Source organism: Pseudoalteromonas sp. Xi13 (assembly GCF_003952205.1).
GTDB lineage: Bacteria > Pseudomonadota > Gammaproteobacteria > Enterobacterales > Alteromonadaceae > Pseudoalteromonas > Pseudoalteromonas atlantica.
This window is the reverse complement of the sequence record NZ_CP034439.1, coordinates 832,241-848,463: the sequence shown is the minus strand read 5'-3', so window position 1 is coordinate 848,463 and position 16,223 is coordinate 832,241. Positions and strand designations below refer to the sequence as shown.

The 16,223-nt window shown below is 43.4% G+C and carries 9 protein-coding genes and 4 rRNA genes; 4 read left to right on the top strand and 9 right to left on the bottom strand.

Going from position 1 to position 16,223, the window contains the following annotated elements:
• Window positions 1-310 precede the first annotated feature (310 nt).
• From rrf (EJ103_RS03800) to EJ103_RS03780, 5 genes are all read right to left on the bottom strand, one after another.
• A 5S ribosomal RNA gene (rrf, locus tag EJ103_RS03800) occupies window positions 311-425 on the bottom strand.
• Window positions 426-488: 63 nt separating this feature from the next.
• Window positions 489-603: ribosomal RNA gene (gene rrf / locus EJ103_RS03795) — 5S ribosomal RNA — on the bottom strand.
• Window positions 604-742: 139 nt separating this feature from the next.
• Window positions 743-3,629, bottom strand: a 23S ribosomal RNA gene (locus EJ103_RS03790).
• A 289-nt stretch (window positions 3,630-3,918) separates the two neighbouring features.
• Window positions 3,919-5,454, bottom strand: a 16S ribosomal RNA gene (locus EJ103_RS03785).
• The 16S, 23S and 5S rRNA genes sit together here, the layout of an rRNA operon.
• 628 nt (window positions 5,455-6,082) lie before the next feature.
• Window positions 6,083-6,940, bottom strand: a complete 858-nt coding sequence (locus tag EJ103_RS03780; protein ID WP_126006130.1) for a tetratricopeptide repeat protein — start codon at window positions 6,938-6,940, stop codon at window positions 6,083-6,085.
• A 94-nt stretch (window positions 6,941-7,034) separates the two neighbouring features.
• On the opposite strand from EJ103_RS03780, the gene EJ103_RS03775 reads away from it, so the two are divergent.
• Window positions 7,035-8,348 (top strand): amidohydrolase, encoded by a 1,314-nt coding sequence (locus tag EJ103_RS03775; RefSeq protein ID WP_126006129.1) that lies wholly within the window; start codon window positions 7,035-7,037, stop codon window positions 8,346-8,348.
• Between the two features lie 21 nt (window positions 8,349-8,369).
• Here EJ103_RS03775 and EJ103_RS03770 read toward each other — a convergent pair whose 3' ends face one another.
• From EJ103_RS03770 to pomA, 4 genes are all read right to left on the bottom strand, one after another.
• Window positions 8,370-10,310 (bottom strand): DNA topoisomerase III, encoded by a 1,941-nt coding sequence (locus EJ103_RS03770; protein ID WP_126006127.1) that lies wholly within the window; start codon window positions 10,308-10,310, stop codon window positions 8,370-8,372.
• A gap of 45 nt (window positions 10,311-10,355) precedes the next feature.
• Window positions 10,356-10,862, bottom strand: coding sequence for a hypothetical protein (locus EJ103_RS03765; RefSeq protein ID WP_126006125.1), 507 nt, complete (start codon window positions 10,860-10,862; stop codon window positions 10,356-10,358).
• A gap of 211 nt (window positions 10,863-11,073) precedes the next feature.
• Window positions 11,074-11,994, bottom strand: coding sequence for a flagellar motor protein MotB (locus EJ103_RS03760; protein ID WP_004586875.1), 921 nt, complete (start codon window positions 11,992-11,994; stop codon window positions 11,074-11,076).
• A 2-nt stretch (window positions 11,995-11,996) separates the two neighbouring features.
• Window positions 11,997-12,764, bottom strand: a complete 768-nt coding sequence (gene pomA / locus EJ103_RS03755) for a flagellar motor protein PomA (RefSeq protein ID WP_126006123.1) — start codon at window positions 12,762-12,764, stop codon at window positions 11,997-11,999.
• A gap of 315 nt (window positions 12,765-13,079) precedes the next feature.
• Here pomA and EJ103_RS03750 point away from each other — a divergent pair, with 315 nt between their 5' ends.
• The 3 genes from EJ103_RS03750 (at window position 13,080) to dxs (ending at window position 16,177) form a co-directional block, all read left to right on the top strand.
• Entirely contained in the window at window positions 13,080-13,322 is a 243-nt protein-coding gene (locus EJ103_RS03750) for an exodeoxyribonuclease VII small subunit (RefSeq protein WP_004586873.1), read from the top strand.
• A gap of 2 nt (window positions 13,323-13,324) precedes the next feature.
• On the top strand, window positions 13,325-14,212 hold the full coding sequence (gene ispA / locus EJ103_RS03745) for a (2E,6E)-farnesyl diphosphate synthase (protein WP_126006121.1): 888 nt from the start codon (window positions 13,325-13,327) through the stop codon (window positions 14,210-14,212).
• A gap of 102 nt (window positions 14,213-14,314) precedes the next feature.
• Window positions 14,315-16,177 carry a 1-deoxy-D-xylulose-5-phosphate synthase gene (gene dxs, locus EJ103_RS03740; protein ID WP_029773765.1) on the top strand — a complete coding sequence of 621 codons (1,863 nt, stop codon included), beginning with the start codon at window positions 14,315-14,317 and terminating at the stop codon, window positions 16,175-16,177.
• Window positions 16,178-16,223 lie beyond the last annotated feature (46 nt).

Below are 16,223 nucleotides of genomic sequence, written 5' to 3'. Positions count from 1 at the left end.
GGATTTACAAGGGCGGGCATTACAGAGACTGAGTTAGCATGAGATCTTGGCTTTTTATTAAGCCCCAGACAGCAAAAACCCGTTACATCGCTGTAACGGGTTTCTTTAATTTGAATCCTGGCAATGTCGTAGTAACCACAGCGGTGGAGAGTCAAATAGCAAATGGAATATTATCATTGCGTCGGGAGTCGCTACGCTCGCCCGACCTACATTCTAGAAGTAGATTAGTGTGTATTAATTGTACGTATTTAACTTTTCTTCAGACGTAAAAAAGCCCGGCTCTTTCGAGTCGGGCTTTCTCGTATTTGAATCCTGGCAATGTCCTACTTTCACATAGCAAATGCTACACTATCATCGGCGCTGTTTCGTTTCACTACTGAGTTCGGCATGGGGTCAGGTGGGTCCAAAACGCTATGGTTACCAAGAAAATTCTGTTCAATTTTCTTATTTTTATTTATTAAGCTTTAAGTCCTTCGACTGAATTTGGAGCCTGGCAATGTCCTACTTTCACATAGCAAATGCTACACTATCATCGGCGCTGTTTCGTTTCACTACTGAGTTCGGCATGGGGTCAGGTGGGTCCAAAACGCTATGGTTACCAAGCAAATTAGGGTGTCAGTCCGTTTTCACGTACCAACTAAATTTGGAAAACTCTGATAATATTTTTTAAGTCTAAGTATCTATCTACTTTAGCTATTAACTTCTGTCGCTTGTTTCTGTCACAAAACGCGTTTGGCGTTGTATGGTTAAGCCTCACGGGTAATTAGTACAAGTTAGCTTAATGGCTCACACCACTTCCACATCTTGCCTATCAACGTTGTAGTCTTCAACGGCCCTTCAGAGACTTTAAAAGTCTAGTGAGAAATCATCTCGAGGCCTGCTTCGCGCTTAGATGCTTTCAGCGCTTATCAGTTCCGAACGTAGCTACCGGGCAATGCCATTGGCATGACAACCCGAACACCAGCGGTTCGTTCACTCCGGTCCTCTCGTACTAGGAGCAACCCCTCTCAATTCTCAAACGCCCACGGCAGATAGGGACCGAACTGTCTCACGACGTTCTAAACCCAGCTCGCGTACCACTTTAAATGGCGAACAGCCATACCCTTGGGACCGACTTCAGCCCCAGGATGTGATGAGCCGACATCGAGGTGCCAAACACCGCCGTCGATATGAACTCTTGGGCGGTATCAGCCTGTTATCCCCGGAGTACCTTTTATCCGTTGAGCGATGGCCCTTCCATTCAGAACCACCGGATCACTATGACCTACTTTCGTACCTGCTCGACGTGTCTGTCTCGCAGTTAAGCTGGCTTCTACCATTACACTAACCGTACGATGTCCGACCGTACTTAGCCAACCTTCGTGCTCCTCCGTTACTCTTTGGGAGGAGACCGCCCCAGTCAAACTACCCACCAGGCACTGTCCGTAACCCCGATTCAGGGGCCAACGTTAGAACATCAAAACTACAAGGGTGGTATTTCAAGGACGACTCCACAACAACTAGCGTCGCTGCTTCAAAGTCTCCCACCTATCCTACACATGTAGGTTCAATGTTCAGTGCCAAGCTGTAGTAAAGGTTCACGGGGTCTTTCCGTCTAGCCGCGGGTACACAGCATCTTCACTGCGATTTCAATTTCACTGAGTCTCGGGTGGAGACAGCGTGGCCATGGTTACACCATTCGTGCAGGTCGGAACTTACCCGACAAGGAATTTCGCTACCTTAGGACCGTTATAGTTACGGCCGCCGTTTACCGGGGCTTCGATCAAGAGCTTCGTCCGAAAACTAACCCCATCAATTAACCTTCCGGCACCGGGCAGGTGTCACACCGTATACGTCATCTTGCGATTTTGCACAGTGCTGTGTTTTTAATAAACAGTCCCAGCCACCTGGTCACTGCGGCTCCCGTCCGCTTAGAGAGCAAGTCTCATCACAGATAGGAGCGTACCTTCTCCCGAAGTTACGGTACGATTTTGCCTAGTTCCTTCACCCGAGTTCTCTCAAGCGCCTTAGTATTCTCTACCTGACCACCTGTGTCGGTTTGGGGTACGATTCGGTATAATCTGAAGCTTAGAGGCTTTTCCTGGAAGTATGGCATCAGCAACTTCACACCCTTGGGTGCTCGTCTCGTGTCTCAGCCTAACAGCAACCCGGATTTACCTAAGTCACTAGCCTACTCACTTTCACATGGACAACCATCGCCATGCTTGCTTAGCCTTCTCCGTCCCCCCATCGCAATTATACCAAGTACGGAAATATTAATCCGTTTCCCATCGACTACGCCTTTCGGCCTCGCCTTAGGGGTCGACTTACCCTACCCTGATTAACATGGGATAGGAACCCTTGGTCTTCCGGCGTGCGGGTTTTTCACCCGCATTATCGTTACTCATGTCAGCATTCGCACTTCTGATACGTCCAGCATACCTCCCGGTACACCTTCAACCGCTTACAGAACGCTCCCCTACCACTCATCCTAAGATGAATCCGCAGCTTCGGTGCATAGTTTAGCCCCGTTACATCTTCCGCGCAGACCGACTCGACCAGTGAGCTATTACGCTTTCTTTAAAGGATGGCTGCTTCTAAGCCAACCTCCTGGCTGTCTGGGCCTTTCCACATCGTTTCCCACTTAACTATGACTTTGGGACCTTAGCTGGCGGTCTGGGTTGTTTCCCTCTTCACGACGGACGTTAGCACCCGCCGTGTGTCTCCCGGATATTACTTTACGGTATTCGGAGTTTGCAAAGGGTTGGTAAGTCGGGATGACCCCCTAGCCTTAACAGTGCTCTACCCCCGTAAGTATTCGTCCGAGGCTCTACCTAAATAGATTTCGGGGAGAACCAGCTATCTCCCGGTTTGATTAGCCTTTCACTCCTAGCCACAGGTCATCCCCTAACTTTTCAACGTTAGTGGGTTCGGTCCTCCAGTTGATGTTACTCAACCTTCAACCTGCCCATGGCTAGATCACCGGGTTTCGGGTCTATACCTTGCAACTATTCGCCCAGTTAAGACTCGGTTTCCCTACGGCTACCCTAATCGGTTAACCTCGCTACAAAATATAAGTCGCTGACCCATTATACAAAAGGTACGCAGTCACCTAACAAGTAGGCTCCTACTGCTTGTACGTACACGGTTTCAGGTTCTATTTCACTCCCCTCACAGGGGTTCTTTTCGCCTTTCCCTCACGGTACTGGTTCACTATCGGTCAGTTGGGAGTATTTAGCCTTAGATGATGGTCCACCTATATTCAGTCAAAGTTTCACGTGCTCCGACCTACTCGATTTCACTTAAAATGTCTTTTCATGTACGGGACTATCACCCTGTATCGTGGCACTTTCCAGAGCCTTCCATTAACACATAATAAGCTTAAGGGCTGTTCCGATTTCGCTCGCCGCTACTATCGGAATCTCGGTTGATTTCTTTTCCTACGGGTACTTAGATGTTTCAGTTCTCCGCGTTCGCCTCGTTAACCTATGTATTCAGTTAACGATACCTGCAAGCAGGTGGGTTTCCCCATTCGGAAATCCTAGTCTCAAGCGCTTTTTACTAGCTTGACTAGGCTTATCGCAAGTTAATACGTCCTTCATCGCCTCCAACTGCCAAGGCATCCACCGTGTACGCTTAGTCACTTAACCATACAACCCAAACGGGTCTTTGTTAGTGACAGTTTAACTTCGCCAGAAGTTAATATTGAATACTAAAGTAGACACCAATTAATCACGAATGATTAAATTGGCACTGAATGATACTGCTATCATTCTTTTTTACTTTTGAAAACTCTTGATAAATACAAAGTATCTATCAGAATTTTATTATCAGCTTTTCCAAATTTTTAAAGAGCATATTAATCAGTTAAACCCAAAGGGTAAAACTAACTAACAATCATCTGTGTGGACACTACGAACAAATAAGTTCTAAATCGTATAAGGAGGTGATCCAGCCCCAGGTTCCCCTAGGGCTACCTTGTTACGACTTCACCCCAGTCATGAATCACTCCGTGGTAAACGTCCTCCCGAGGGTTAGACTATCTACTTCTGGAGCAACCCACTCCCATGGTGTGACGGGCGGTGTGTACAAGGCCCGGGAACGTATTCACCGCGTCATTCTGATACGCGATTACTAGCGATTCCGACTTCATGGAGTCGAGTTGCAGACTCCAATCCGGACTACGACGCACTTTAAGTGATTCGCTTACTCTCGCGAGTTCGCAGCACTCTGTATGCGCCATTGTAGCACGTGTGTAGCCCTACACGTAAGGGCCATGATGACTTGACGTCGTCCCCACCTTCCTCCGGTTTATCACCGGCAGTCTCCTTAGAGTTCTCAGCATTACCTGCTAGCAACTAAGGATAGGGGTTGCGCTCGTTGCGGGACTTAACCCAACATCTCACAACACGAGCTGACGACAGCCATGCAGCACCTGTATCAGAGTTCCCGAAGGCACCAAACCATCTCTGGTAAGTTCTCTGTATGTCAAGTGTAGGTAAGGTTCTTCGCGTTGCATCGAATTAAACCACATGCTCCACCGCTTGTGCGGGCCCCCGTCAATTCATTTGAGTTTTAACCTTGCGGCCGTACTCCCCAGGCGGTCTACTTAATGCGTTAGCTTTGAAAAACAGAGCCGAGGCTCCGAGCTTCTAGTAGACATCGTTTACGGCGTGGACTACCAGGGTATCTAATCCTGTTTGCTCCCCACGCTTTCGTACATGAGCGTCAGTGTTGACCCAGGTGGCTGCCTTCGCCATCGGTATTCCTTCAGATCTCTACGCATTTCACCGCTACACCTGAAATTCTACCACCCTCTATCACACTCTAGTTTGCCAGTTCGAAATGCAGTTCCCAGGTTGAGCCCGGGGCTTTCACATCTCGCTTAACAAACCGCCTGCGTACGCTTTACGCCCAGTAATTCCGATTAACGCTCGCACCCTCCGTATTACCGCGGCTGCTGGCACGGAGTTAGCCGGTGCTTCTTCTGTCAGTAACGTCACAGCTAGCAGGTATTAACTACTAACCTTTCCTCCTGACTGAAAGTGCTTTACAACCCGAAGGCCTTCTTCACACACGCGGCATGGCTGCATCAGGCTTGCGCCCATTGTGCAATATTCCCCACTGCTGCCTCCCGTAGGAGTCTGGGCCGTGTCTCAGTCCCAGTGTGGCTGATCATCCTCTCAAACCAGCTAGGGATCGTCGCCTTGGTGAGCCATTACCTCACCAACTAGCTAATCCCACTTGGGCCAATCTAAAGGCGAGAGCCGAAGCCCCCTTTGGTCCGTAGACATTATGCGGTATTAGCAGTCGTTTCCAACTGTTGTCCCCCACCTCAAGGCATGTTCCCAAGCATTACTCACCCGTCCGCCGCTCGTCAGCAAAGTAGCAAGCTACTTTCTGTTACCGCTCGACTTGCATGTGTTAGGCCTGCCGCCAGCGTTCAATCTGAGCCATGATCAAACTCTTCAATTAAAAAGTTTTTTGTCTTTCGACAGCTCAATGAATTCTGAATTTATTTAATATCTTTCGATATTGAATTGACTGTGCCGAATAATTATCGAAATAACTATTCTGTTGGTCACTCAGTTTTCAATTGAGACTCTAATTTGTTTGCCTCGTCACTTGCTCAATAAAGAACGAAGTAGCTTGGCTGTTAGAACTCAATCTGTACGAGTGCCCACACAGATGATTGCTTTATATTGTTAAAGAACGTTGCGATTAAAGCGTTAAACTTTATCTCGCTAGGGCTGCGCATCTTACGCTTTCCTATTTTTTTGTCAACACTTAATTTTGTTAAACTTGAAAGTTTTTAAAACTAAGTTTTACTCAACTCACTGAGTAGCTCGTGCCTCGCTATGCGTTGCGCTCTGCCGTCTCAGTGGGGTCGCATTATAGGGAGAACGGATTTTTACGCAAGCGTTTTTTAATAAAAACTATAAATAAAAGCTCTTTCGTGTATTTTTCACTCTAACGAGCCAAAAACAGTACAAAAAACAAACTAAACCTATATGTAAAGCCCAGTTTGTTTTAAATATAACGATGTATAAAACGCAAAAAGCACCTATAAGGTGCTTTTAAGTTAATTTATTAACTGCGCGTATTAATACAAAATACTATAAAGCTTTCTTCTGTATTTTGCTGCAAGTGCATCTCCATCTGGTAGAGAAGCGATAATTGCTAAAAAGCTTGCTTTAGCGTCATTAAAGTTAAGATCCTTTTTAAGTACGCTGAAGAGTGTTTCGAGTGCTTCTTCTTTTCGTCCTGCATCATTTAGCAATTGGCTTAGCTCTATTTTCAGGTCTAAATCATTTGGGTACTTTTCTACTTGAGATTGCTTTTCTTTTATCTCTGGCGAGTCGGTAGCTTCTAGAGCCGCTTCGCATTTAGCTTTTATATTATGAAAATAAGCATCTTGCTCTTGGGCGTCAATTGTATCAATGAGTGCTTGCGCATCATCTAACTTGTGTATTTGAATGCATATATCGGCTAACACAAGCTTTATACGTGCGTTTGCACTGTCTATTTCATACGCTTGCTTTGCGTAATTAAATGCAGCATTTAGATCCGACTTTAATAATGCTTGTTTTGCTTGTTCAAGAAGTAGGTCCTGTTGCGCTGGTAAATGCTTACTCAGGGCTTCGCGAATTTGCGTGTCTGTTTGTGCACCCGCTAATAAATCTACTGGAGCTGAATCTTTTAACAACACAAGTGTAGGTAAGGTTTGCAAGCCAACCTGCTGCGCTAATTGCGAGGCGAGTGCTTGTTCTGCGTCACAATCAAGATTAGCCACTACAATATGGTCTTTATATTGCGTAGCTAAATTTTCTAATATACCGATTTGGCTAATACACTCAGGACTTTGTGGTGAGTGGAAGTTAAGCAGCACCAACTTTTGTTGTGATGTTTCACCGAGTACTTGCTGAAGGTTTTGTGCGTTGATACTAACTATGTTGCTCATTGAATTAATTGCCATATTCATTTATTTAGGTTTTTATATGGAGACGAACATAATAAATACAAGTATTAAATACTTTCAAATAATGAGGGAAAACATGAAAATCACCTATCTAGCTGCAGCATTAATGATAGCAAGCCCACTTACTTTCGCTAAGTCACTAAGCTTAGATTTAACTAAGAGTATGCCAGCTATTGAAAAGTTTTACCTCGACTTACATCAATCTCCAGAGCTTTCATATCACGAACAAGAAACTGGCCAAAAAATAGCAGCGCAATTAACAAACCTTGGGTTTGACGTAACAGATAATGTGGGCGGCTATGGTGTGGTAGGGATTTATAAAAATGGCACCGGCCCTACAATAATGATTCGTACTGATACCGATGGCCTACCAATCACAGAGCAAACCGGTAAACCTTATGCATCTAAAGTACAAGTGACCAATGAGCATGGGAATAAAGTAGGTGTAATGCATGGCTGTGGCCACGATATACATATGAGCTCGTTTATTGGTACTGCTGAGCAACTTATTGCCCATAAAGATAAGTGGCAAGGAACGTTAATGATGGTTGCGCAACCTGCAGAAGAAGTTGGCGGTGGAGCAAAAGCCATGTTAAGTGAAGGCTTATTTAGTAAATATGCTAAGCCTGATCATGTTATTGCGCTGCATGTTAGTGCCAGCGTGCCTGCGGGTAAGGTATCAATGAAAAACGAATACACCATGGCAAGTGTTGATTCAGTAGATATAACTATAAAAGGTAAAGGCGGACACGGCGCCTACCCGCACACAACCGTAGACCCTGTTGTTATTGCGGCGCGTACGGTATTAGCATTACAAACAATCACAAGCCGCGAGCTTTCTCCACTTGAGCCTTCCGTTGTGACTGTGGGCTCTATTCATGGTGGCTCAAAGCATAATGTGATTTCCGATGAAGTAAAACTACAGCTTACGCTTAGAAGCTACAACCCAGAGGTACGTACGGCGCAAATAGCAGCAATAAAACGTATAACAGCGGGTATTGCTCAAAGTGCTGGCCTTACTGAGTCACACTACCCTGTTGTTCACGTTCATGAAGATGAATCTATTCCATCTACTTACAATAACCCTCAGCAAACTAATATTGTTAGGAGTGCTATTGCTGATGCAATTGGCGAAACTAATGTACTTGAGACAAAAGCGGTTATGGCTGGTGAAGATTTTGGACTGTACGGTAGAACTGATGAAAACATTCCTATTACGTTATTTTGGTTAGGTGGAGTAAACCAGCAGCAATATAAAAATGCGATGAAAAGTAACCGAACACTTCCCTCATTACACTCAAGTAAATTTGCGCCAGATTATAAAGTAGCATTACCGACCGGTATAAAAGCCATGAGTAACGCTGCAGTCGCGTTATTTAATAAAAAATAAGCGTATTTGAGAGCTCAGCGATTAAGTGGTTGCTGAGCTCTTTTTATAATTTGATTTTTTAAATGGTGCTTTTTTACCACCCTTAGCAAAGCGCTTTTTAGGTGGCGTTTTAGGTAGCTTTGAAAATACATGGCTATCACAACTAGCTGCTTGCTGTACAAAACCTTCAAGCTCCACCAGCAGTGGTTGTAAAAATTGCTGGTAGCTCATTGCTTGTTGAGCAATGTTGCCTAAACTCGCCTCCCATTTAGCGGTCAAATCGGGGCTAGCTAAGCCCTCTGGTAAAACACTAATAAGTGCCAAGCCTGTTTGTGTTGCTTTAATTGATTTACCTTCGCGCTTTAAAAAACGACGCCTAAATAATAATTCAATAATGCCTGCGCGGGTTGCCTCTGTTCCTAGCCCATCGGTCTCTTTGAGTATTTTTTTAATTTGTGAATCTTTTACATAACGACTAATGCCGGTCATGGCACTTAGCAATGTTGCATCAGTAAAATGAGACGGTGGCGTAGTGTGTTTTTCTACCACTTCACCTTTAGTGCAGTTAAGCGCCATGCCTTTTGTTAAATGAGGCAAGGTTGCTTCATCTTTTAGCTCGGCTTTGCCCATTAATACCTTAAACCCTAAGCTTACATCTTGCTTTGCATTGGCTTTAAATAAACCTCCCGCAATTGTTACCTCTACTTTAGTTTCGTTATAAATATAATCGGGGTAAAACTGAATTAAGTAATGCCTACTAATAAGTTGATATGCTTTTGCTTCATCAGCCGCCAAAGTCACTGTTTTTAGTTGTTTGGCGGTAGGTACAATTGCATGGTGCGCAGCCACTTTTGCATCGTTAAAACATTTGCTGCGTTTTTTAGCGTCTGCCCCATTCACAAACTCAGTATTTTGACCGCCATTAGCTGCAATTGCTTTTAAAATTGCAGGCGCATCTAAATGATGCTCTTTAGGCAAATAACGATTATCAGAACGAGGGTAAGTAATTAACTTATGACGCTCATAAAGCGTTTGGCAAATATCGAGTACTTGCTGAGCTGCCATACCAAATGCCTTTGCAGCATCTATCTGCAGTGCCGATAAATTATAAGGCAGCGGCGCGCTTTGTTTTTTTTGTTTTTGTTCGAGCGCAGTGACTTCAGCTGGTTGATTGGCTATTCGCGAGGCGACGTTTTCGGCTAATGCATTATTTAAAACGCGGCCCTCTTCATCTTGGTACGGCTCGCAGGCTTTGCTTGGTACCCACTTGGCCACAAAGCTTTGCTGCTCAGGGGTTATTAAATGCGCCAACACTTCATAAAATGGTTTTGACACAAAGTTAGCTATTTCGTTATCCCGGTTAACCACTAAACCTAAAATTGGGGTTTGTACGCGACCCACCGACAACACATTGCCAAAGCCTGCTTTTTGACCCGCCAGCGTATAAGCACGCGTAAGGTTCATACCAAATAGCCAATCTGCACGTGAACGCGCAAGCGCCGACACACTAAGCGGAATAAATTCACGATTTGAACGCATAGTCGTAAGCGCTTTTTTTACCGCCGCTAAATTTAAATCACTTATAAGTAAACGCTGAATGCTTTGCTTTTTGGTTTTACTTATTTTGGCTTGCTCTATGACTTCATCAACCAACAATTGGCCTTCGCGATCGGGATCGCCCGCATGCACGAGTACTGATGCCTGCTTAATTAGCTTTTTTAAAATAGTTAATTGTTTACGCGTTTTCGTTTTTGCCTTGAGCTGCCATTGTTCTGGCACTATGGGGAGGTGTTCAAATTGCCACTTTTTAAAACGCGCATCATAATCATCAGGTTCAGCTTGCTCTAGTAAGTGCCCTATACACCACGAGACACAGTCACCATTAGCCACTTCTATATAACCATCGTGTTTTTTATGTGGTTTTGGCAATGCATCAGCAATAGCTCTGCCAAGTGATGGCTTTTCTGCGATATAGAGTTTCATGGGAGTTGCTCATTAACTGTTTATATGAACAGTAGTTTAGCACAGCTATTTAGAAGGTGGAGCGCTTTCTATTTTTGAGGGGGTATTACTTTTTTTAGCGAAAAGCATAATTAAAGGTAAATAACACACTATGACGGTGCCAATGTTGATAAAGGGCATTAACGTTTTGTAAATAATGGTGCTGTACGCCAAATCCCAAAGGTGACGGTCAACTAATCTGAATAATTGTAATATAGGTGCGCCAATAACCACTAACTGACCAATAACGCATTGCCATAAATAAACTTTATCTTTTATTCCCCAATAAGCTATTAACGCCATCCATATAATATCGGTAGCCGCCCATACTAAATAACGATAGATATAAATATCGTCAAACTCTCTCAAGCTAGAGGCTGTTATCCCCCCAAAGAAGAAAAAAGCGACGGTCAGTAATGCAAACCTAAAGGCTAAGTAATCTTTAAATATAAAAAATATTAAAAGAGCCGGGCTTAGCATAAAGACCCAGCTTTTACTTAAAATACTAACGAAATACAAAAACCAATCAGGCAAAATGTTTTACCTTATTTTTCTTTTGTATCGTCGTCGGTACCATCACCATTACCTGGCATATCACAATATTTAATTATAACTTTCACAGCACATCCATTACATATGTTAAGGAAATGTACTTTAAGCTAAAATAATGAACTTGCCAAGATACTTAGGCGATTAAGTACCTTAAAAAGAAACTTAATTAGAGAAATTAGCGCCCGCTACTAGCCTAGCGCACATCAATAGGGTCTGACTCTTTAGCCTTACCTTGTAAGATTGATATTTCTACTCGGCGATTTCGGCGTCTATCTTCGTTTGAATCATTCGGCACAAGTGGACGAGTATCAGCACGCCCTACTACCATCATACGGTTTTTATCAAACCCTTGTACCGTTTGTAATTCGCTTGCTACTGCTACAGCACGCTTTGACGATAAGTCCCAGTTATTAATATATAACTCGTTAGAAACCTGAAAATCATCGGTGTGACCCGATACCGTAATTTCACCAGGTACATCTTTTAATAACTCACCAATATCTTGAATTATGGGCTTAAACTTAGGTTGTAAAAAAGCACTGCCAGAGGGAAATGAGCCATTTTCACGGATACGAATAATGATTTGCTGCCCTAAAGATTCAAGCTCGATTGCACCGTCGATAATTTGTTTTTCGAGCTGTTGCGCTATTTTTTTCACTAACTCGTTAGTTTGTTCTTGATCGGCGGCTGAAGTTGCTTGCTCTGAAGATTGCTGCTGCGATGTACTACGTGACTCGCCACCACGTTTATCGCCACGTTGCTCTTGTCTACCACCAGCAGAGCTTTCATCACCCGCTTGAAACTCTAACATTTGCTGGGTCATTTCAACCGTTTGTTGCTGAATGGTTTCTATCGGGGTAGGTTCAGGCTTACCAGGGGTAAATTCCATAGCAATAACCGAGGTCCCTTTAGGGATATCTTTTACTTCTATTTTGTTTTGCACACCAAATGCAAACTTCATCGAGCCTGCTATTTGCTTAAATTTAAGTACATCCATTTCTGAAAACGCGAGCAAAAGTACAAAAAAGCACATTAAAAGCGACATTAAGTCGGCAAATGTTCCCATCCAAGCAGGCAAACCTGGGGGTGGGCATTTGCACTCTTGATCAGACATGGTTACTCCTCGGTATCTACTTTGCGCTTAGACTCAGCAAGGTAGTTTTTCAAAATACCTTCAATTACTTTCGGGTTTTGGCCATCTTGAATACCTAAAATAGCATCCAGTATTAGACGCTGGTTCATGGCCTCTTCGTCTTTACGAAGCTCAAGTTTAACCTGAATAGGAATAGCCACTACATTTGCTAAAAATGCACCATATAAAGTAGTTAATAATGCCACCGCCATTGCGGGGCCAATGGCTTTAGGGTCATCCATGTTAGATAACATAGCAACTAAGCCTATTAACGTTCCTATCATACCCATTGCTGGGGCTATATCGGCAAGTGACTTAAATAAACCGGCGCCCAGTTCGTGACGAGTTGTGGTTAAAGAAATGTCTTTTTGAAGCGTGGCACGAACTACATCAGCATCGTGGCCATCAACGAGCATATCTACACCTTTGCGCATAAAAGGGTTTGGTATTTCGGCTTCTTCGAGGGCTAAAAACCCCCCTTTACGGGCTGAATCAGCAAGTTCAACTGCTTTTTCAATCAGCTCTTCTGGCGATTCGATTTTAAACACAAATGCTTTACCAACAACTTTACCTATGCCCAAAAACTGCGACAAGGTAAAGTTTGATAACACAATAAATAGTGAGCCACCAAATACAATTACACTAGAAGGCGCATCGGCAAACATCCCCATTTCACCGCTACTACTCATAAACATGGACATGACAATTAAACCAATTGCGCCAAGGATCCCAATTATGGTTGCTAAATCCACATTTCCTCCAAAGTATTATACTTTGTTATTCAAACTTTTATTATTAACTGCTTATCGGCAAGATACTGAAATACTTAAGCCATTTTTGAAAAAAGTGTAAAACACTGTGTTTGGCCTAATTTTAGATCAAGATACCCTACTCGCCTAGCGACTGATTAATTTTATTGTACACAGTGAGCACTAATACGCATCTTATACATGGTAAAAATACGATTTAAACTGATATAACTCAAAAAACAACGATCATCCTTTGACCTAGTTTAGCATTCCCCCTAAAATTGGCTCCTAAATTTATCATGCTGGCTGAAATTAAACATGGCGACTAAAAAACCTGAAAACCTAAGTTTTGAACAAGCACTCGAAGAACTATCAACCATTGTCGGTGAAATGGAACAAGGTGATTTATCGCTTGAGCAGTCGTTAAAGCAATTTGAGCGTGGTATAGCCTTAGCTAACGCCTCAACGGGTAAGTTACAACAAGCAGAACAAAAAGTGTCTATTTTGATGGGTAATGACGAAAAAGCAGCGCTTACTTCATTTAACAACGATATGGAATAACCGTGAGCATACAAGAAAAAATAGAATGTGCTCAACAAGATGTCGTAAAGACCCTGCAACAGTACTTTGATCAACCCCTTGATACCGCACACACAGTAAAAGAAGCTACGCAGTACGGCTTATTTAACGGTGGCAAGCGTTTACGCCCCTTTTTAGTCTACGCAAGTGGTGAAATGCTCGGAGCTAATAAGCAAGATTTAGATATTCTTGCTGCTGCTATTGAGTGTATTCATAGCTACTCGTTGGTACACGATGATTTACCAGCCATGGATGATGACGACCTTCGCCGTGGACGCCCAACTTGCCATATAGAGTTTGACGATGCGCATGCAATTTTAGCAGGCGATGCACTACAAACATTAGCCTTTGAGCTTATCTCGGCTCACAATTTTACCTGCAGCGCATCAACACAAGTAAAAATGATCAGCGCACTGGCTAAAGCATCGGGGCTTGAAGGCATGGTAGGCGGGCAAGGGCTAGATATTGCAGCCACAGATAAAGTGATTACAGTACAACAGCTTGAACGAATTCATAAATTAAAAACGGGTGCCTTAATCAACTGTGCCATTACATTGGGTGCATTATGTAGCGAAAAAGCAGACAAACAAACCTTAGAAAACTTACGTGTTTTTGGGTATGCTATAGGGCTGGCATTTCAAGTGCACGACGACATTTTAGATGTTGAAGGTGACACATTTACTTTAGGTAAGCCACAAGGCTCTGATTTAGCTGCTAATAAAGCAACTTATCCGGCCCTATTAGGTATGCAAGGTGCCAAGCAAATGGCGCAAAATTTAATAGAGCAAGCGCATCAAGCATTAAACAAAATAGATGCTGATACCTCTACTCTAGCGGCGCTGGCAAACTACCTGATTAAACGTGACCATTGAGTGTTACATATACGTATTGCCATTTAGCACTGACATTATTACTCAACAGCGGTAACAACTAATAAGTTAGCACCGGTGTTAGCGAAGGATAAAATAAATACCATGACACTTGATAGTAGCAAGTATCCATTACTTAACTTGGTTGACGAACCAGCCCACTTACGCGATATAGCGCAAGATAAACTTCCTGCGTTTAGCAACGAGTTACGAGACTATTTACTCAACTCTGTTTCGCAAAGTAGCGGCCATTTAGCGTCTGGTTTAGGAACTGTTGAGCTTACCGTTGCTCTACATTATGTGTATAACACACCAGAAGATCGCCTTGTATGGGATGTAGGCCATCAAGCGTACCCGCACAAAATTTTAACGGGACGACGCGATTTAATGCATACAATTCGTCAAAAAGACGGATTGCATCCATTCCCTTTTCGTGAAGAAAGCCAATACGATACCTTTAGCGTAGGCCATTCAAGTACCTCTATTTCGGCAGCACTTGGTATGTCTATTGCGGCTCAAAAAGAAGGTAAAGGCCGCAAAACTGTTGCCGTTATAGGCGATGGCGCCATTACAGCAGGTATGGCATTTGAAGCCATGAACCACTTGGGCGATGTAAAATCTGACATGTTAATCATTTTAAATGATAACGAAATGTCGATTTCTGAAAACGTCGGTGCGTTAACTAATCACTTTGCGCGTATTTTATCTGGCAGCTTTTACACAAATATTCGCGAAGGCAGTAAAAAGTTACTCTCTGGCGTGCCTCCTGTTAAAGAGCTTGCCAGTAAAGTAGAAGAGCACCTAAAAGGAATGGTTATTCCAGGTACCTTTTTTGAAGAACTAGGTCTTAATTACATTGGCCCAATTGATGGCCACGATGTAAATATGCTCGTAGATACACTGCGTAATATGCGTAATTTAAAAGGGCCTCAGCTTTTACATATAAAAACCCAAAAAGGAAAAGGCTATAAACCCGCAGAAGCTGATCCTATTGGCTATCACGGTGTGCCAAAGTTTGACCCTAATACATCAAGCTTACCTAAATCTAAACCTGGTGCCGCCACTTTCTCTAAGGTGTTTGGTGATTGGTTGTGTGATATGGCCGAGCAAGATAAAAAATTAATGGCTATTACCCCGGCAATGCGTGAAGGCTCAGGTATGGTGCGCTTTTCAAAAGAGCACCCAGAGCAGTATTTCGATGTAGCCATAGCAGAGCAGCACGCTGTCACATTGGCCGCCGGTTTTGCCTGTGAAGGGTTAAAACCCGTTGTAGCTATTTACTCGAGCTTTTTACAACGTGCGTATGATCAACTTATCCATGATGTTGCACTGCAAAACTTACCTGTGCTTTTTGCTATAGACCGCGCTGGTATTGTAGGCGCCGACGGCGAAACACACCAAGGTGCGTACGACTTAAGCTTTATGCGCTGTATTCCAAACATGGTTATTATGGCCCCAAGTGATACTAACGAGTGCCGCCATATGCTTTATACCGGTTATAAGGCTAATTGCCCTGTAGCAGTTCGCTACCCTCGTGGTAGTGCCGGTACTGCCGATATTCAAAGCGAAATGACGCTACTAGAAATAGGCAAAGCCAATACCATTAAGCAAGGTGCTAAAATTGCTATTTTATCCTTTGGTACTTTGCTTGAAAACGCGCAACTTGCTGCAAATGAGCTAGGGGCAACGCTAGTTAATATGCGCTTTATTAAGCCACTTGATACAAGTTTATTAGATGAGCTTAGCCAAACTCATGATGTAATAGTAACGCTTGAAGACAACGCTATTTGTGGTGGCGCAGGCTCAGCGGTTAATGAATATTTAGCAGCGCAAAAAGCCAATCTAAAAGTGCTTAACTTAGGTATTCCTGATGAATTTATTAAGCACGGCACACAAGCGCAAATGCACGATGAAATGGGCTTAGGTGAACAAGGCATTTTAAATTCAATAAAATCGTTTATCGCTTAATTATTTTTGCTAGCTAGTTTTTAAAGGGAGCCCGATGGCTCCTTTT

Excerpts from the sequence above, each read along its gene's own strand:
- EJ103_RS03780 (WP_126006130.1), bottom strand. The coding sequence starts at position 6,940 with ATGAGCAACATAGTTAGTATCAACGCACAAAACCTTCAGCAAGTACTC.
- EJ103_RS03775 (WP_126006129.1), top strand. The coding sequence starts at position 7,035 with ATGAAAATCACCTATCTAGCTGCAGCATTAATGATAGCAAGCCCACTT.
- EJ103_RS03770 (WP_126006127.1), bottom strand. The coding sequence starts at position 10,310 with ATGAAACTCTATATCGCAGAAAAGCCATCACTTGGCAGAGCTATTGCT.
- EJ103_RS03760 (WP_004586875.1), bottom strand. The coding sequence starts at position 11,994 with ATGTCTGATCAAGAGTGCAAATGCCCACCCCCAGGTTTGCCTGCTTGG.
- EJ103_RS03750 (WP_004586873.1), top strand. The coding sequence starts at position 13,080 with ATGGCGACTAAAAAACCTGAAAACCTAAGTTTTGAACAAGCACTCGAA.
- dxs (WP_029773765.1), top strand. The coding sequence starts at position 14,315 with ATGACACTTGATAGTAGCAAGTATCCATTACTTAACTTGGTTGACGAA.